Source organism: Streptococcus sp. CF7_Ac1-12 (assembly GCF_024295905.1).
Taxonomy (GTDB): Bacteria; Bacillota; Bacilli; order Lactobacillales; family Streptococcaceae; genus Streptococcus; species Streptococcus mitis_AP.
Genome location: NZ_JANCPG010000003.1, coordinates 18,310 through 36,944 on the forward strand (window position 1 = coordinate 18,310; position 18,635 = coordinate 36,944).

The 18,635-nt window shown below is 39.6% G+C and carries 11 protein-coding genes; 6 read left to right on the forward strand and 5 right to left on the reverse strand.

The genetic code is table 11. The features are described from left to right. Nucleotides 1–2 precede the first annotated feature (2 nt). The 6 genes from NMM17_RS02215 to NMM17_RS02240 all read left to right on the forward strand — a co-directional run bounded on the left by NMM17_RS02215 (nucleotide 3) and on the right by NMM17_RS02240 (nucleotide 7,872). A complete protein-coding gene (locus NMM17_RS02215) occupies nucleotides 3–1,364 on the forward strand; it encodes an MATE family efflux transporter (RefSeq protein ID WP_000284943.1) in 1,362 nt (453 codons plus the stop codon). Nucleotides 1,365–1,517: 153 nt separating this feature from the next. Next, entirely contained in the window at nucleotides 1,518–2,486 is a 969-nt protein-coding gene (locus NMM17_RS02220) for a thiamine pyrophosphate-dependent dehydrogenase E1 component subunit alpha (protein ID WP_000105367.1), read from the forward strand. A gap of 15 nt (nucleotides 2,487–2,501) precedes the next feature. Next, nucleotides 2,502–3,494 carry an alpha-ketoacid dehydrogenase subunit beta gene (locus NMM17_RS02225; RefSeq protein ID WP_000448731.1) on the forward strand — a complete coding sequence of 331 codons (993 nt, stop codon included), beginning with the start codon at nucleotides 2,502–2,504 and terminating at the stop codon, nucleotides 3,492–3,494. A gap of 534 nt (nucleotides 3,495–4,028) precedes the next feature. Further along, nucleotides 4,029–5,072 (forward strand): dihydrolipoamide acetyltransferase, encoded by a 1,044-nt coding sequence (locus NMM17_RS02230; protein WP_000752715.1) that lies wholly within the window; start codon nucleotides 4,029–4,031, stop codon nucleotides 5,070–5,072. Between the two features lie 45 nt (nucleotides 5,073–5,117). Next, nucleotides 5,118–6,821 carry a dihydrolipoyl dehydrogenase gene (lpdA, locus tag NMM17_RS02235; RefSeq protein ID WP_254753749.1) on the forward strand — a complete coding sequence of 568 codons (1,704 nt, stop codon included), beginning with the start codon at nucleotides 5,118–5,120 and terminating at the stop codon, nucleotides 6,819–6,821. Nucleotides 6,822–6,882: 61 nt separating this feature from the next. Next, entirely contained in the window at nucleotides 6,883–7,872 is a 990-nt protein-coding gene (locus tag NMM17_RS02240) for a lipoate--protein ligase (RefSeq protein ID WP_000873981.1), read from the forward strand. Between the two features lie 73 nt (nucleotides 7,873–7,945). Here the strand turns inward: NMM17_RS02240 and xerS are convergent, their stop codons facing one another. The 5 genes from xerS to NMM17_RS02265 form a co-directional block, all read right to left on the reverse strand. Beyond that, nucleotides 7,946–9,016, reverse strand: coding sequence for a tyrosine recombinase XerS (gene xerS / locus NMM17_RS02245; protein ID WP_000817849.1), 1,071 nt, complete (start codon nucleotides 9,014–9,016; stop codon nucleotides 7,946–7,948). Nucleotides 9,017–9,576: 560 nt separating this feature from the next. Then, complete coding sequence (locus NMM17_RS02250) at nucleotides 9,577–11,127, reverse strand: ClC family H(+)/Cl(-) exchange transporter (protein ID WP_000392572.1); 1,551 nt, start codon at nucleotides 11,125–11,127, stop codon at nucleotides 9,577–9,579. A gap of 16 nt (nucleotides 11,128–11,143) precedes the next feature. Beyond that, nucleotides 11,144–11,923, reverse strand: coding sequence for a ribonuclease HII (locus NMM17_RS02255; protein ID WP_000201107.1), 780 nt, complete (start codon nucleotides 11,921–11,923; stop codon nucleotides 11,144–11,146). After that, on the reverse strand, nucleotides 11,910–12,761 hold the full coding sequence (ylqF, locus tag NMM17_RS02260) for a ribosome biogenesis GTPase YlqF (protein WP_000201307.1): 852 nt from the start codon (nucleotides 12,759–12,761) through the stop codon (nucleotides 11,910–11,912). Before ylqF ends, NMM17_RS02255 begins: the two co-directional genes overlap by 14 nt. 248 nt (nucleotides 12,762–13,009) lie before the next feature. Then, nucleotides 13,010–18,601: an SIALI-17 repeat-containing surface protein gene (locus NMM17_RS02265; protein ID WP_254753750.1), complete on the reverse strand. Its 5,592-nt coding sequence runs from the start codon at nucleotides 18,599–18,601 to the stop codon at nucleotides 13,010–13,012. Nucleotides 18,602–18,635: the final 34 nt, after the last annotated feature.

The window sequence follows — 18,635 nt, forward strand, 5'->3', positions numbered from 1 at the left end:
ATATGTACCAAACCCATCATTTTAAAGACAAATTTATCTTATTTTTAAAGATATTTTTCCCTATCCTGATTTATCAATTTGCAAATTATTCTGCCTCCTTTGTTGATACGACTATGACAGGTCAATACAACACCATGGACTTGGCTGGTGTGTCTATGGCAACCAGTATCTGGAATCCTTTCTTTACCTTTCTAACAGGTATTGTATCAGCCTTGGTGCCTATCATTGGTCACCATCTTGGGCGAGGTAAAAAGGAAGAAGTTGCGTCTGATTTTTACCAATTTATCTATTTGGCTTTGGGACTATCTATGGTCTTGCTGGGGATGGTACTTTTCTTGGCACCACCAATCTTGAATCATCTTGGACTAGAAGCACCAGTGGCGGCAGTAGCAGTTCGCTATCTCTGGTTTTTATCTATCGGGATTATCCCCCTTTTGCTCTTTAGTGTCATTCGCTCCTTGCTGGATTCGCTGGGCTTGACCAAACTGTCCATGTATCTCATGCTTTTGTTGCTTCCTCTCAATAGTGGATTTAACTATCTCTTGATTTTCGGGGCCTTTGGTGTTCCAGAACTGGGAGGTGCTGGTTCTGGTTTAGGTACTTCTTTAGCCTACTGGGTCTTGCTGGGAATTTCTGTTCTGGTTCTATTTAAACAGGAGAAACTCAAAGCCCTACATCTTGAGAAACGAATTCCACTTAATATGAATAAAATCAAGGAAGGAGTTCGATTGGGTCTGCCTATTGGGGGAACTGTCTTCGCGGAAGTGGCTATCTTTTCAGTGGTTGGCTTGATTATGGCTAAGTTCTCTTCATTGATAATAGCTAGTCACCAGTCAGCTATGAACTTTTCAACTCTCATGTACGCCTTTCCTATGAGTATCTCATCGGCTATGGCTATTGTTGTTTCCTATGAAGTGGGAGCCAAGCGATTTGATGATGCGAAAACCTATATTAGTCTAGGAAGATGGACAGCCCTTATTTTTGCAGGCTTCACCTTATCTTTCCTTTACATTTTTAGGGGAAATGTGGCCAGTCTTTATGGTAACGACCCAGAATTTATCGATTTGACAGCGAGTTTTTTGTCTTATAGTCTTTTCTTCCAGTTAGCAGATACCTTTGCAGCACCGCTTCAGGGAATTTTAAGGGGTTATAAGGATACAGTGATTCCTTTTTACCTTGGTTTGGTTGGTTATTGGGGTGTAGCAATCCCAGTAGCTATGGCCTTTGATTCCCTAACAGATTTTGGAGCTTATTCTTACTGGATTGGTTTGATTATTAGTCTAATCATAAGTGGGGCTCTCTACCGTTGGCGTTTAACTGTGATTATGAAGAGATTTGAATCTTTGGCAAAATCTAAATGCTAAAAAGTTTGTGAAAAAATATTCTTTGTAAGCAAATCCCTTGTTTTCATGGGGTTTTCTTTTTTATTTTGTGAATTTTTCTTAAGAAAAACTTTGACAGTATTTGCCAAAAACGGTAAAATAGTAAGGTAAGAAGAAACTTAGAAAGGCAAGAAGATGTCAACTTTAGATAAAAATCTTTTGCTAGAGATGTTCCGTAAGATGGAAGAAATCCGTCGTATGGACTTAAAAATTGCGCAATTAGTAAAGAAAGGGAAAGTGCCAGGAATGACGCACTTTTCTGTTGGAGAAGAGGCAGCTAACGTGGGTGCTATGTTGGCTCTCAACCCAGATGATCTAATTACCTCAAACCACCGTGGTCACGGACAAGCTATTGCCAAAGGAATTGACCTTAATGGAATGATGGCTGAAATCCTTGGTAAATACACTGGAACCTGTAAAGGTAAAGGTGGTTCTATGCATATCGCTGACCTTGATGCTGGGAACCTTGGTGCCAATGGTATCGTAGGTGGTGGTATGGGGATCGCTGTCGGTGCAGCCCTCAGTCAGCAAATGCAAAATACCGGTAAAATCGTTGTCTGCTTTTTTGGAGATGGTGCGACCAACGAAGGTGTTTTCCATGAAGCAGTAAATATGGCTTCTATCTGGAACCTGCCAGTCATTTTCTATTGCATCAACAACGGTTATGGAATCTCTGCGGATATCAAGAAAATGACTAATGTAGAACATATCCATCAACGTAGCGCTGCTTATGGAATTCCTGGAATGTTCATCGAAGATGGAAACAATGTCATCGACGTTTATGAAGGATTTAAGAAAGCCGTAGATCATGTTCGTGGTGGCAACGGTCCAGTCTTGATTGAAAGTGTTACTTATCGCTGGCTTGGTCACTCATCATCTGACCCTGGTAAATATCGTACGCGTGAAGAAGTGGAATTGTGGAAACAAAAAGACCCAATCGAAAACCTTCGCAAGTACCTCATTGAAAATAACATTGCAAGTGCCGAAGAATTGGAAGAAATCCAAGCGCAAGTCAAGGAAGCAGTAGAAGCTTCTGTTAAATTTGCAGAGGAAAGTCCATTCCCACCGCTTGAATCAGCATTTGAAGATATTTACGCAGACTAAGGAGAAAGAGATAAAATGGAAACAAAAACAATGTCCTTCCGTGACACCATTATCCTTGCTATGTCTGAGGAAATGCGTCGCGATGAAAATGTGTTCTTAATGGGAGAAGACGTCGGTGTCTTCGGAGGAGACTTCGGTACTTCTGTCGGAATGCTTGAAGAATTTGGCCCAGAACGTGTTCGTGACTGTCCGATTTCTGAAGCTGCTATCTCTGGAGCAGCAGCAGGAGCAGCCATGACAGGACTTCGTCCAATTGTTGATATGACCTTCATGGACTTCTCGGTTATTGCCATGGATAATATCGTTAACCAAGCTGCTAAAACTCGTTACATGTTTGGTGGTAAAGGTCAGGTTCCAGTGACTGTTCGATGCGCAGCTGGTAACGGAGTTGGTTCTGCAGCCCAGCACTCGCAATCTCTAGAGTCTTGGTTTACTCATATTCCTGGACTTAAGGTTGTGGCTCCAGGTACACCTGCTGACATGAAAGGACTGCTCAAGTCTTCTATCCGTGATAACAACCCAGTTATTATTCTTGAGTACAAGTCAGAATTTAACCAAAAAGGGGAAGTGCCAGTTGATCCAGACTACACAATTCCACTTGGAGTTGGGGAAATCAAACGCGAAGGAACGGATGTAACAGTTGTTACTTACGGAAAAATGCTTCGCCGTGTGGTTCAAGCTGCTGAAGAATTGGCTGAAGAGGGAATTTCTGTTGAAATTGTTGACCCACGTACACTTGTTCCGCTTGATAAGGATATCATTATTAACTCAGTTAAGAAGACTGGTAAGGTTGTTCTGGTCAACGATGCCCACAAAACAAGTGGCTATATCGGAGAGATTTCAGCAATTATTTCAGAATCAGAGGCATTTGACTATCTAGATGCACCAATCCGCCGTTGCGCAGGAGAAGATGTGCCAATGCCTTACGCACAAAACCTAGAAAATGCAATGATTCCAACAGTTGAAAGCATCAAAGATGCCATCCGTAAAACCTATAACAAAGAATAGAATTACATAAGATAAATTATGTAAAGACGTATCTTGTCACAAGAAGTGTTGGTTCGAAAATAACCGACGAAAGATATAGTAAGTCTACAAGGTTGGCCACCTGATAGCGTCGACCGTAATAACTTGAGATACATTTCGTATCCAACTTATTTGTAAAGTTGTGACATGAGAGAGTCGAATCGATAATATTCGACGAATGAATTAGTAAGTCTACAAGGTTGACCGCGTAATAGTGGCAACCGTAGCAACTTGAGATGCATTACGTATCCAAGTTACTTGCAAAGTTGCGACAGGAGGGAGTCGAATCGATAATATTCGACGAACGACTTAGTAAGTCTACAAGGTTGACCGCCTGATAGCGGCAACCGTAGTAACTTGAGACGCGTTCCGTGTCCAAGTTACTTGTAGAGTTGAACACGGGCTAAAAGCTCGGAAAAAAGATAAATCTCCTTGGCTTCATCGAAGCCCGCGTAGATTTCCTATTTTTCAGTCGCTTTTAACGCCCTTAGTATCATAATTAGAATTGGAGAGGTCATGGCTGATGACAAGCTAAGAGCGACTCCTGCAGCTAGAAAGTTAGCGGATGATTTAGGGATCAACCTCTACGACGTTTCTGGCTCAGGTGCAAACGGTCGTGTCCACAAAGAAGACGTGGAAACTTATAAAGACACAAACGTGGTTCGCATTTCGCCACTTGCAAAACGAATTGCCCTCGAACATAATATTGCTTGGCAGGAAATCCAAGGAACGGGTCATCGTGGTAAAATCATGAAGAAGGACGTTTTAGCCTTGCTTCCTGAAAATATCGAAAACGATACCATCAAGTCTCCTGCCCAGATTGAAAAAGTGGAAGAAGTTCCTGATAATGTAACACCATACGGTGAAATTGAGCGTATTCCAATGACACCAATGCGTAAGGTTATTGCCCAACGTATGGTTGAATCTTACCTAACTGCTCCAACCTTCACCCTCAACTATGAAGTTGATATGACGGAAATGTTGGCTCTTCGTAAGAAGGTTCTGGAGCCAATCATGGAAGCAACTGGGAAGAAGACTACTGTAACAGACCTTCTTTCACTTGCGGTTGTTAAGACTCTTATGAAACACCCATACATCAACGCTTCATTGACAGAAGATGGCAAGACCATTATCACTCACAACTATGTCAACCTTGCCATGGCAGTTGGTATGGATAATGGATTGATGACACCTGTTGTTTACAATGCTGAAAAACTAAGCTTGTCAGAGTTGGTTGTAGCCTTTAAAGATGTGATTGGCCGTACCTTGGATGGCAAATTGGCTCCAAGTGAACTTCAAAATTCAACCTTCACAATCAGTAACTTGGGAATGTTTGGTGTTCAGTCCTTTGGTCCGATCATCAACCAACCAAACTCAGCTATCCTTGGTGTGAGTTCGACAATTGAGAAGCCAGTTGTCGTCAATGGTGAAATTGTGATTCGCCCAATCATGAGTCTAGGATTAACCATTGACCACCGTGTTGTAGATGGTATGGCTGGTGCTAAGTTTATGAAAGACTTGAAAGAATTGATTGAAAATCCAATCTCAATGTTGATTTAAGAACAAGAGTACTCATTTTTAAGATATAGATAAAGGAAGGAAGACATGGCCTTAGAAGTAATTATGCCAAAAGCCGGCGTGGATATGACAGAAGGACAAATCGTCCAATGGAATAAAAAAGTCGGAGAATTTGTAAAAGAAGGAGAAATCCTTTTAGAAATCATGACTGATAAAGTCAGCATGGAATTGGAAGCCGAAGAAGATGGTTACTTGATTGCTATCCTCAAAGGGGACGGTGAAACGGTTCCAGTAACGGAAGTTATCGGTTACCTTGGTGAAGAAGGGGAAAATATCCCAACAGCTGGAGCGGTAGCGCCAGAAGCTAGCCCAGCACCTACAGCAAGTGCCTCAAACGACGATGGTAAGAGCGATGATGCCTTTGATATCGTTGTGATTGGTGGAGGTCCTGCTGGTTATGTTGCAGCCATTAAAGCTGCTCAACTCGGCGGTAAGGTTGCCCTCGTTGAGAAATCTGAACTTGGTGGAACGTGCTTGAACCGTGGATGCATTCCAACCAAGACCTACCTTCACAATGCTGAAATCATTGAAAACATCGGTCATGCCGCAAACCGTGGTATCGTGATTGAAAATCCTAACTTCACTGTAGATATGGAAAAACTCCTTGAAACTAAGTCTAAAGTTGTCAATACTTTGGTTGGCGGTGTTGCAGGTCTTCTTCGTAGTTATGGAGTTACTGTTCATAAGGGAATTGGTACCATCACTAAAGACAAGAACGTCTTGGTAAATGGTTCGGAATTGCTTGAAACTAAAAAAATCATCCTTGCTGGTGGTTCAAAAGTCAGCAAGATCAACGTCCCTGGTATGGAATCTCCACTTGTGATGACTAGTGACGACATTCTTGAAATGAATGAAGTTCCAGAAAGTCTTGTTATCATCGGTGGTGGGGTTGTCGGTATCGAACTCGGTCAGGCCTTCATGACATTTGGCTCAAAAGTGACTGTCATCGAAATGATGGACCGTATCGTCCCAGCTATGGACGCTGAAGTTTCTAAGAACCTTCGTTTGATCCTTGAGCGTAAAGGAATGACCATCTTGACTGGTACTAAACTGCAAGAAATCGTCGAGGAAAATGGTCAACTTCGTATCAAGGTTGAAGGAAAAGATGATATCATCGCAAGCAAAGCTCTTCTTTCAATTGGTCGTGTGCCAGACCTTGAAGGTATTGGAGAGGTTGAGTTTGAATTGGATCGTGGTCGTATCAAGGTCAACGAATACATGGAAACTTCTGTTCCAGGTATCTACGCACCAGGTGATATTAATGGTACTAAGATGTTAGCGCACGCAGCCTTCCGTATGGGGGAAGTTGCCGCTGAAAATGCCCTTAAAGGAAACCATGCTGTTGCTAAGTTGAACTTGACTCCAGCAGCTATCTACACTCTTCCTGAAGTAGCAGCAGTCGGTTTAACAGAAGAGCAAGCTCGTGAGAAATATGATGTTGCTATCGGTAAATTCAACTTTGCTGCTAACGGTCGTGCCATTGCATCAGATGCAGCTCAAGGTTTCGTAAAAGTCATCGCTGATAAGAAATACGGAGAAATCCTTGGTGTTCATATCATCGGTCCTGCAGCTGCAGAATTGATCAATGAAGCGTCAAGCATTATCGAAATGGAAATCACTGTTGAAGAAATGCTGAAGACCATCCACGGACACCCAACCTACTCTGAAGTGATGTACGAAGCATTTGCAGATGTTTTAGGAATGGCCATCCACTCACCTAAGAAAAAATAAAAGAAAGATAGAATAGACTGGAAAGATATTTTCCAGTCTCTATCGTATAAGAAGGTATCTCATGAAATACATTATCAATCATTCAAACGACACCGCTTTTAATATCGCCTTGGAAGAATATGCCTTTAAACACCTTTTGGATGAGGATCAAATCTTCCTACTTTGGATTAACAAGCCATCTATCATTGTTGGTCGTCACCAGAATACTATCGAAGAAATCAACCGTGATTATGTTCGCGAAAATGGCATTGAGGTGGTCCGCCGTATCAGTGGTGGTGGAGCTGTTTACCACGATTTAAATAACCTAAACTACACGATCATCTCAAAAGAAGATGAAAACAAGGCCTTTGACTTTAAGAGCTTCTCAACTCCAGTTATCAATACTTTGGCTCAACTTGGGGTTAAAGCTGAGTTTACAGGTCGTAATGACCTTGAGATTGATGGTAAGAAATTCTGTGGAAATGCCCAAGCCTATATCAATGGCCGTATCATGCACCACGGTTGCTTGCTCTTTGACGTTGATTTATCAGTCCTAGCAAATGCCCTTAAGGTTTCAAAAGATAAATTTGAATCAAAAGGTGTGAAATCGGTTCGTGCCCGTGTAACCAATATTATCAATGAATTACCAGAAAAAATCACTGTCGAAGAATTCCGTGATTTGCTATTGGAATACATGAAAAAAGAGTACCCAGAAATGACAGAATACGTTTTTTCTGAGGAAGAATTAGCTGAAATCAATCGTATCAAGGATACTAAGTTTGGAACTTGGGACTGGAACTATGGTAAGTCACCTGAATTTAACGTCCGTCGTGGAACCAAATTCACCAGTGGTAAAGTGGAAATCTTTGCTAATGTTCTCGAATCAAAAATCCAAGATATCAAGATTTATGGTGACTTCTTTGGTATTGAAGACGTTGCTGCAGTAGAAGATGTCCTTCGTGGCGTCAAATACGAACGCGAAGATGTCCTTAAAGCCCTAGAAACTATCGATATTACACGTTACTTCGCTGGTATTAGCCGTGAAGAAATCGCTGAAGCGGTAGTTGGATAAATCAAAAAGAAGTTGGTTGTAGGACCAGCTTCTTTTATTAAAATGATATATTACATAATTTATTTTATGTATTTCATAAATTATCTAGAGCATTCTTTTGTTCGTCATTGACGATATGGGTATAGAGGTCAGTGACTTGTGTACTGGCATGTCCTAGCTGATGGCTAACCAAAACTTGCGATTTAGTCGCATCATAAAGCCTAGTTGCTAGGGTATGTCGTAGTTTGTGGGGGGTTACACGCACTTTGAAGTCCTCAGAGTACTTAGCAACCATCTTTTCCACACTGGAAGCATCGATACGATTGGGAACCCCTCTGTAGAGTGTCAAAAAAAGGGCTGTATCTGTTTTTTCTGTCTTATAGCGTTGATTACGAATGGCTAGATAATTCTCTAGATAAGGTTTTGCAAAGGCAGCGACATTGACTGAGTCACGTTTGCCACCTTTTCGAGTGACATCAATAACCATCATTTTGAGATTGAGATCCCTTAAATCCAGATTAACAGCTTCAGATAAGCGGACACCAGACGCCAAGAGAAGGGCAATAATTGCTAAATCACGTTCCTTGTTCTTATTAAATGATGAGAGAGCTCGATTGGAGAGCTGTTGTGGGTACTCTTGGTCGATATAAGTTAGAAAACCTTCTGTTTCATCACCAAGAAAGAGTTTTTGCTTGATGTTTTCAGCTCTTGCAGCAAGAGTTTCTTTCTTTTTCTTGGTTGAAACTTTCTTCATTACATTACGATAGAAATAAGGTTCGCCCTGGTCGTTTTCAACCTCCTCGGTCAGATACTTGTAAAGACTAGAAAGTGCTGACAAAGTCCGATTGATGGTTGTCTGAGAAACTCCTTGCTTGGTTGTATTAGCATTCAGCAAAGGACGTTCACGTAAGTAAAGGATAAAAGATTCCATGTCTTTCTTAGACATATTTTCCAAGACAGATAAAGGAATATCAGACATTTTATCAGCGTTTGAAATACCAGACTCCAAAACCCAGTTAAAAAATCGATCGTATTCCTTGAGGTATTCGTACAGGGTTGTAAAACTGTAGGGCACAGCCAGCTTAGATTGGTAGTATTCCAGAACATACCAGGGCATGATTTGTTTTAATTTGTCGATTCGTTCCAGTAAAATCTCACGTTTCATGTATTTTCTCCATAAATAAGTCTACTAGTAGTATAGCATAGACTCATATATTTTTCAAGAAAATTATAGTTTTTCGGAAAGATGTTATAGAGTTTTAAAAAGACTTAGACCTGTGTAAAACGAATCTAAATCTTTGGAGTTTCTATTGTGAATCATTATCAAGTGCTTTTTCTAGTTTCCAAATACTAAACCAGAATGAAATAGTCAACAGAATAAAGAAAATAAAAAAGAGATTATCAGTAACGAAACTTCTGTTCATTCTGCATAGCTGAAGAGCTATATAAGGAGCTATGAGATACAAAATACATTGTATAATTGCTATTGTTTTCTTTTTCATGATTTTAATCTTACTGTACAGATTTGATACAGTAAACTCCTTTCTAGCTTTATGCTTTATTATTTCTAACTTGATTATAGTCTTATTTTTACCAAAGTTCAATTATTTGTATGTGAAATATCTTATCTGTAAAAAATAACCGATCTCATTGCTGAGAATCGGTTTTCTAATATATTTAATTAAGAAATTTATTTTTACATAACATAAATTATGTAAAAAACTCCTATAACAACAAATCCTTGACTTTTCCAATTTCACTTTTTGGAATAACTAGGTGAATCATATCTCCGAGATACATTCTGGTTGAGCCGTTAACTGTTTGGCTCTTGCCATTATGGACTTGGGTTGTGATGAGGACGTTGTGTGGTAAATTGAGTTCATGTACTTGTTTCCCAGCAATTTTGTCTGATACAGGAATTTCAATGAGGGTAACTTCTCCTTCATCTGTCGCTTCTTCAGGCAGCATTTTTTCCAACATAGCCTCATAGACCGGTGCACCCTTGAGTAGATCCATGATGATGTAGGCAACTAGGGTTACTAATCCAAGTGGCATGAGATTGCGAATATCTCCTACCATTTCGGTTACCAGAATCATAGCGGTTAAGGGTGCCTTAGATATTGCTCCAAAATAGCCACTCATTCCCAGAATGACAAATATAGGGAATTGCTCTTGACTGACAAGTCCAAGATTGACACAAATGACACCAACTAGGGCTCCAAGTAAGGAGCCAAGCGCCAAAATTGGTAGGAAAATTCCTCCTGGAAGGCCACTTCCATAACTAATCATGCTCCAAACAAAGCGAACCAAAAAGTAAACTAATAGAACTTGGAAACTAAAATCTTGCTCAGTTAAGGAAAGAACCAGCTGATTCCCACCACCAAGGATTTGTGGTAAGAAAATCCCCACTGGTATGATGAGAATGAAGGCCAGAATTGGATAATAAGCTCTATCCAAACGGATTTTTTGACCAAGCCAGTCATAAACTCTACCAACATTGAGCACAGCTTTCTCATAGAGAAAACCAGATAGTCCAAGAAAAACTCCCATAAGGAGGTAAATCCAATACTGATCAAGTGTCATGAGAGGGATGTTATCTGGCATATCCAGCACTGGCGTTAGACCAAATATGAGTAGGGAAACAAAGTTTGCTACGAGACTAGCTGCGAGAGTTGAGACCCAGAAAAAGCGCGAAAAATGATGATAGACTTCTTCTACCACAAAGAGAAGTCCTGCAATCGGAGCATTAAAGGCTGCGGCTAATCCTGCTGCAGCTCCACTAGCAATCAAGGAACGTTCCTCAACTGGACTGGATTTGAGCCACTTGGCAATACCTTTACCACCAACTGCTCCAAGTTGAATACTTGGCCCTTCACGCCCTAGCATGAGTCCACTGGCAATAGCTAGAATTCCTAGAATATATTTTTTCCAAAGAACTCCCCACCAGTTGAGGGTCATGAGTCCCTTTAATTCGGCTTCAACTTGAGGGATTCCTGAACCTTTGATATCTTTTTCTGATCGAGTTAATTTCGCACTGAGCCAACAAACTATTAAATAAAATAGACCAATGATAAAAAGATTGCGCACTAGGTGCGCTTGATCTTGATAAAGTCCTTGTATCAGGTGGAATCCTTTTTCGATTAAAAATCGAAAAGATCCAACAATGATCCCAACGACAAGACCGACGATGATTCCTCGTCCAACTTGGGATAATATGGTGCTTGAGGCAAAGGCAAATTCTTTCTTGGAGCTGAGTGTTTCTGACTGTTCCTCCATAATCATTCCTTCTAACTTAACTTTCTTTTTCTCCTGAGACCAGTGACTTAACGGGTTCAAAGCTGGTTCGGTGAATTGGGGTAACTCCTAGTTTTTCGAGTCCTTCCAGGTGTTTAGCTGTTCCATATCCTGCATTAGTAGCGAAATCATAGCCAGGGAACTGCCGATCGTATTCCTTCATCAATGCATCACGTGTCACTTTTGCTACTATGGAAGCTGCTGCAATGGCGAGAGAGTTTGCATCTCCTTTAATGATGGAGGTTTGTGAAATCGGCAACTCCAGTTTCATGGCATCTATCAAGAGATGCTCAGGTTGAGGAGTGAGCTGGGAAATTGCTTCCTGCATGGCTAATTTGGTCGCTTCATAGATATTGACTTGGTCGATGACCTGATTATCTATGACTCCAATGCCGATTGATAAGGCTTGGTCTTGGACGGCTTGATAAATTTCTAGATGTTTCTTTTTAGGAATTTTCTTGCTGTCATTTAGGCCTTTAATCTTACAATTTTTAGGTAAAATAACAGCTGCAGCGACTACAGGCCCAGCCAGAGGACCACGGCCGACCTCATCAACACCTGCTATCAAGGTCAATCCTTGCTTGTAAAGTTCTTTTTCATAAGAAAGCATGGATTCCAAACGAAGATCCTCATCTAATTCAGCTTGAATGGCTTTTTTACGCTTGCTGATCTCCTTTTGAACTCCAGAGCGAGTATCCTTTTCAAGTTCTAAAAAAACAGGACTTTCTAAATCCTTGACCGTTGCAAGAAGTTCTTTGATTTCTTTAATCGTCGCCATCGAGGTCTTCCAATGTATCTAAGGTATAGTTACCGAGTTTGCCATCGCGGACTTCCTTCACGAAGAGACTGTAAAAGCGGTCATAGTCATCTCGGAAACCGAGGGCGCGGGTCATGTCCATAATAATAACAGGCGCTTCTTCTTCAATTTTCATTTGTTTGAAGCGTTCGGCCAGCTTTTCTGGATAATGTTCTTTGAAATAATTGAGACCAAAAATAGTTACCTCATCCATAGGAAGCAGCTGGTCTTTGATAGCTCCAGTCAAGGCCAACTTAAGAGCAACAGTTTCATCCTCAAACTTAGGCCAGAGAATCCCCGGTGTATCCAAGATTTCTAGGTCTTTATTGGTTTTGAGCCATTGTTGTCCTTTTGTCACACCTGGTTTATTACCGACAACAGCAATTTTCTTACCAGCCAAACGATTCATGAGAGTTGATTTACCAGCATTGGGAATCCCAATAATCATGGTACGCAAGGTTTCAATCTTGATGCCGCGTTCCTTCTGGCGAGCAATCTTATCCGCCATGAGTTTCTTGGCCGCATCTGTTACAACTTTTACAGTCACTTGCTCTTTGGAGTTGATAGCTAGCGTCTGAATTCCTTGTGATTCAAAATACTGGCGCCATTCCTTGGTCATTGCTGGGTCAGCCAAGTCTGCCTTGTTTAAAATCAAGAGTTTTGGTTTGTCGCCAACAATCTTTGTCAACATAGGATTTTGACTAGATAGAGGTAAGCGTGCATCCACCAAAATCGTTACAAAATCAACAAATTTTAAATTTTCCTGCACCTGTCGACGTGCTTTAGACATGTGACCAGGAAACCATTGAATAGTAGCCATTGAGTTTTTTTCCTTTCGTAGCAAGGGTTTAGAGAACTTATTTTATTTTACTATAGCTTGAACATAGAGAGTTTTCAAATGATGTCCAAACAGTTCTTGTTTAATTACATAGAAATCTACCTTATATTATATCATGCCTTCTCTATTTTGTCTGATGATAGCCTTTTAAGCTCCCTGTATAGAAAAAAGCCATCAAATGATGACTTTTCATAGGGAGCAAAAAACTGCCTCCTTTATATTTTAAACATTTAAATGTCTTTTTTAAACAGTTGATTAAAGAAACCGTCTGTGTTTTTAAGAAGTGCTTTGAATACTTTGGATTTCAAATTCTCAGTATTTGAGTAGTTTCCAGCTTTCTTGAGGTCTTCTGTGACAGCTTTGTCGAATAAGGCTTTCAATTCGTTATAATTGTGAATGGTTTGTCCATCAATTGTAATCTCTGTAAATCCTTTTTCAGCTCTGGCTTTCACATCATGATACCAATGTTTCTTCCAATCTTCAAGGTTTAAGAATTGGTTGTTTGAAACTTTTTTGATAATGAAATCATCACCCAATCTACCCTGATTTTGTTTATCAGCTTCACCTTGGTATTTACTAGATACATATCCGATAAATCCATTTGCATAGCCAAAGTAACCCCACATACGGAAGGCATTATGCTTGAATGATAATGAACCTGGAGCACCTTTGCTTGTATTACCACCATAAATACCAGCCATCATTTGAACATTAACATATGCTGAATTAGGCGTGAAGTCCTCTGGTCGGAACACACCATTACCCGGATTGTTATGTTTGGTCATTAAATTATTATCAACCAAATCATCAATACTTGCCAATGGTTTAGTTTTCTCTCCGTCATTTAGGTCACGAACTTTATCCCATTGGTGTGGAGCAGTTAAATTATTTAAGCCATCAACATGTCTATCGACTCTGTCAATTTTCTTGAACCACTTGCTATTATCACCATTTAATTTTGGAATTACAGCATCTGCTTCAACATAATCCAACATCATTAACGCTTCATTGTAGTTCTTCATGTAGCGATCAATATCTTCACGAGTTTGAAGCTTATCAGGGTTATAATTGTACCATTGATTACCATCATTTTCACGATGATAAGCCATATTCAAACCTAAAGCGCCATATTCACCGTTTCCTGTCGATTTATCAGGTGTCTGTAACATACCTTGCGCATAGGCTTCGACGTCTGTACCTTGACGGTGTCTATGACCACCGAAGTAAAGCATTCTATCATTAACGTGTGTTGTTTCGTGAGTAAAGGCTGAAATACCAAACGGACTAATCATATTTGTTCCCATGAAATAAACTTGGTCATTATTATTAGGATCTGGGAAAATAGATGCCATAGCTCCCATATTCCAGTTGGTATTATGGAATTTCCAAGTTGGTCCATATAATTCACGAATAGGTGCAATTGGTTTATTGTTCTTATCATAACCCATACGATTTACACCTTCAACGTTATGATAGTTTTGGTTATCCCAAACAGGTGTCGGAACCCTATTTTGACTCTTGAGTAATTGGTCACGTACACTTGGCAATGCTAAACGTGACCAGAAATCAAGGTAAGTTTGTTGACCTTTCGCAACATTATCAATCTCTTTCTTAAATTCGTTTCTAGCTTCTTCTGTATACTTACCATATTTCTCAAAAGAGCTATAAGCCATTGTATTGTAAGTTGAAATCAAGAACATATGTGCATTCTTAAGCGTTAATAGAGGTAGGATCATACGATTATGAACACCATTGTTCAAACCATCAAATGCACGATGACGTTTGTTAGCAAAATCAGGATTCGTTGTTTGAGGTTCTGATACATATACATTCTTAGCCGCATGGATAAACCAATCATTTAAATCAGTATCGTTAGTAAAGAGACGCATGTTGTAATCTAAGAAGCCATGTAATTCAGCTTTACCAATAGTTCCACCAATCATATCACGATAAGCATCCAAAGTTCTGTCGCCCTTGATATTTCGCTCGCTTGATCCAATTCGAATCAAGAAATCAAGAAGGTCAACTGACTTACCATAGAAGTCAGGTTTAAACATCATCAAGTTCTTGATAGTCATATCCCCATACTTGATATCATAGTAACGATTAAGGTAAGTAAGAGCCATCACGATTTTAGCTTTATTTTCATCCACCTTCTTAACAAGTGCTTTCATAGCCGCTTCGTCACTATTTAATTGATGGTCAGCATTTTCAATCAAAGATTTGACCAATTTATCAAGATTAGCTTTCGTTTCAGCAAAACTTTCTTCGAGATAAAGGTCTCGGATATAACCGTTTTTACGTTCCTCTGTATTTTCTTCAGCTCTATCCCGATTACCCATCAAGGCACGTACTTCAGGAGAAATTAATTCAACAGTCGCTAACCTACCTTTAATGTTTTGAATCAATTGATTACGATTTTTATCAACCATGTTTGGTGTATAAACAATGTCACCCAATCCATCGATACTATACTCACGAACTTGCGCTACTTTAGACTCTTTTTGATGAACAGCTTTGATTTCTTTAGTCTTATCTGCATAGTGAATCATCACATGATCAATATCTGATAAATCCGTTACAAATTGTCCGTCTTTCATTCCTGTAACTGATAACACTTCTTTTGTCAACAAGTTTGAATCTTCAGTTAGTTTATTACCTTGGTTAACAATCCACTCTTTGTTGTAGAACGGTTGAAGCTTTTCAATGTTACGATATGCTAAATCACGTTCTGTTTTGTAGTCTTGAGTTGTCTTATACTCATTTTCACGAGAAGTCAACACATTCAATTTGTTTACAACAGGATTTTTAATCTCAAAGGTGTTAGCCGTAATACCGTATCCTTCAATTTTCTTATTCGCTTCTTCTGTTTTAATAGTCTTAACGTTCTTAGAACGTTTAAAGCTTGAAGTACCTGTGCTTACACCTTCAACAACGAAATCTCTATTCAATCGATTTCCTGAAAAATAACCGTCTTCTTCGTCAATGTTCTTAGAACCATAGAAGATTTCACCTTTGGTAACTTTCATCATAGAAACGTTGTCTTCTAGTAAACCTAGAACCCAGTTCGAACTGATAAATCCACCAACTTCAACAGGATTTTGAATATCAATCGTACCTTTTGCCACAGAATGGCGAATTGAACCTTCTTTACCAACAGTGTTGTTATCCATGCCGTTATCGGTTGTTGCTGCAATACCACCAGCTTTAGCTTTATTACCTGTAATATCGGCTTCAACATAGGCTTTATCTACGTTACCTTTCCAGATTTCACCAACAATACCAGCTACTTTCCAACCTTTGTCACCGAATGAATGTATTTTACCAATGAAGGCAACGTCATTCAATTTACCACCTTTGTCGAGTTTGTTAATAATACCAGCAACATTGTTATTGCCAACAACAGAACCTGTAACTTTAACTTTTTCAACAGTAGCATTCTTAACCATATTAGCAAGAGGTGCTACATTATCAGCCCAAGGCATATTGACATCAACATTACCTAGATTAATGTTTTTAATTGAACCATTTTCAACACGATCAAATAACGGTCGAGCGATGTTATGAATCGTGTATTGCTTACCATCGACACTTGATAAATGACCTTGGAATGTCCCAGGTACATATTGTTTACCAGCAGCAGGAACATTCGTAGCATTCAAATCGGCACCGATTTTAAACGTACCTTTCATGTCCGCTCTCATCGCCTCAACCAACTCTTTAAAGTTGTAGTAAACATTATCCGTTTTTGGTACAGGTTTTTCGAGGTAGTGAATATACTGATTACGAACCTTAGTTGGGTCTGTATGTTGAATCAAATCTTGAGCAGTTGCTGTAATTTTAAAAAGTTCTTTTTCTTTTTCAGTCACCAACTCAATCTTATCAACTGCTAAACGTGTTACTTTATTATCACGACTAGTGATTTTCAAGTACATCTTCTTCACATCTTCATCTGAAGGTTTTTCAGTCATGAAATCATTAGGTGTTTCAGTACCATCGTCATTTACCTTCACTAAATTAGTAGATGCGATATTTTTAATTTCAACTTTTTTCAAATCCAAGCGAAGTGGTTTCTCTTCTAATGTTGCAGTTTCTTCTCCCTTACCACGGTCATAGGTCATAGTGGTTTCTATCTTATAGTCCTTGTAGAATTTTAAATCTTCTACCTGCTTATCTAATTGCTCTGAAGTTAAATCTACTGTTTTGACAATTTCATTTCCATCTTTAATTGTCGCAGTAATTTTATTGATCTTGACTCCATCTGTATTAACCAAATGATAAGAAAGATTTGCGGAGCGGTCTAATACATTTGTATCTGTTCGCTCCAAAGTCAAAACAGGAGCCGTTTTTTCTTTAGGCTTTTCTTTTGTACCTTTTACAAGAATTTCAGGCTTCATTTCTTTCAAAATAGTTACTGTTTCAACTGGTTCACTAATTTTTTTGCCATGTAACTCTTCATAGCTAGTAACAATTTGACGTTCGCCATCCTCACCAACTTGTTTAATAGAATCATCGCCTATAAATTTGGTAGAATCAGATTCTTCTACAGTCGTTTTAGGAATAGTCTCTGTCCGGATATCGGTATGTAGAGAAGGCAATTCTTCTCTTTCTGGTGCAACTTCTGAAACTGTAGATATTGGTTCAGTATACTCTGGAATGTTGATAACAGGTGGCTCAATCAAGTTGCCATTTTCATCTACTCCTGTTGTACCTACAGGTTCAGTATATTCTGGTTTCTCAGCATTAGGAGCATCGTCTGGAACTGTGCCTACCGGTTCAGTGTATGCTGGTTTTTCATGAACTTCCGGTTCCCCCTTTTCAGTGACTATGGCTTCAGGTAATGCTGGCTGAACTTCTGGTTTGCCTTTGTCAGTCACAACCGCTTCTGGTAAAGCTGGTTGAACTTCCGGTTCCTCTTTATCAGTCACAACCGCTTCTGGTAACGCTGGCTGAACTTCTGGTTCTCCTTTATCAGTCACAACAGCTTCAGGTAATGTTGGTTGAATTTCTGGTTCCCCTTTGTCAGTCACAACCGCTTCTGGTAACGCTGGCTGAACTTCCGGTTCCCCCTTTTCAGTGACTATGGCTTCAGGTAATGCTGGCTGAACTTCTGGTTTGCCTTTGTCAGTCACAACAGCTTCTGGTAAAGCTGCTTGCACCTCAGGTTCCCCCTTTTCAGTTACAACAGCTTCTGGTAATTCTGCTTGAACTGCAGGTTCGCCTTTGTCGGTTACGACTGCTTCTGCTAATTCTGGCTGAACCTCAGGTTCGCCTTTCTCTGCTATAACTTTGGGTTGCTCAACTGGCGAAACAGTTGAGGTCGGAGAAACCGACGAAACAGTTCTATCATCAAACTCCAAGTAACCAACATATCTATAACCAGAAATTTGCAACACACCATCACGTCCAGACTCATGGATGTTAGCATTCAAATTAAGTGCTGAAGTAGTTGATAGTGTAACTAAACCTGTCGCCCCTACAATCAAAAATGTAGCTATTTTTTTGTTTCTCTTATCTTTTGTAATAACTACAACAAGACTACCTATGGTCAATAAACCAAATACAGTCATAATAGATTGAGAACTTCCTGTGTTTGGTAATGCGTCTTTTTCATAAACCAAGGCATATGACTCTTTTGATTCATCGGGAGTACCTGATTTCAGGTGCGTACGTTCATTTTGCGTCAAATTAGCATAATCTAAGTAGTGATATGTGGATGCCCCCACAACTGACGGTGCAAATAAAAGACTTCCCAAGAATACTGAGCCAACAATACCTTTTATTTTCCGAATGGAAAATTTATCTTTTTTTAATAATGACAATTGTAATCCTCTACCTTTACTTTTTATTTCCTAA

Coding starts and splice junctions, on each gene's coding strand:
- NMM17_RS02215 (WP_000284943.1), top strand. CDS start 3: ATGTACCAAACCCATCATTTTAAAGACAAATTTATCTTATTTTTAAAG.
- NMM17_RS02220 (WP_000105367.1), top strand. CDS start 1,518: ATGTCAACTTTAGATAAAAATCTTTTGCTAGAGATGTTCCGTAAGATG.
- NMM17_RS02225 (WP_000448731.1), top strand. CDS start 2,502: ATGGAAACAAAAACAATGTCCTTCCGTGACACCATTATCCTTGCTATG.
- NMM17_RS02230 (WP_000752715.1), top strand. CDS start 4,029: ATGGCTGATGACAAGCTAAGAGCGACTCCTGCAGCTAGAAAGTTAGCG.
- lpdA (WP_254753749.1), top strand. CDS start 5,118: ATGGCCTTAGAAGTAATTATGCCAAAAGCCGGCGTGGATATGACAGAA.
- NMM17_RS02240 (WP_000873981.1), top strand. CDS start 6,883: ATGAAATACATTATCAATCATTCAAACGACACCGCTTTTAATATCGCC.
- xerS (WP_000817849.1), bottom strand. CDS start 9,016: ATGAAACGTGAGATTTTACTGGAACGAATCGACAAATTAAAACAAATC.
- NMM17_RS02250 (WP_000392572.1), bottom strand. CDS start 11,127: ATGGAGGAACAGTCAGAAACACTCAGCTCCAAGAAAGAATTTGCCTTT.
- NMM17_RS02255 (WP_000201107.1), bottom strand. CDS start 11,923: ATGGCGACGATTAAAGAAATCAAAGAACTTCTTGCAACGGTCAAGGAT.
- ylqF (WP_000201307.1), bottom strand. CDS start 12,761: ATGGCTACTATTCAATGGTTTCCTGGTCACATGTCTAAAGCACGTCGA.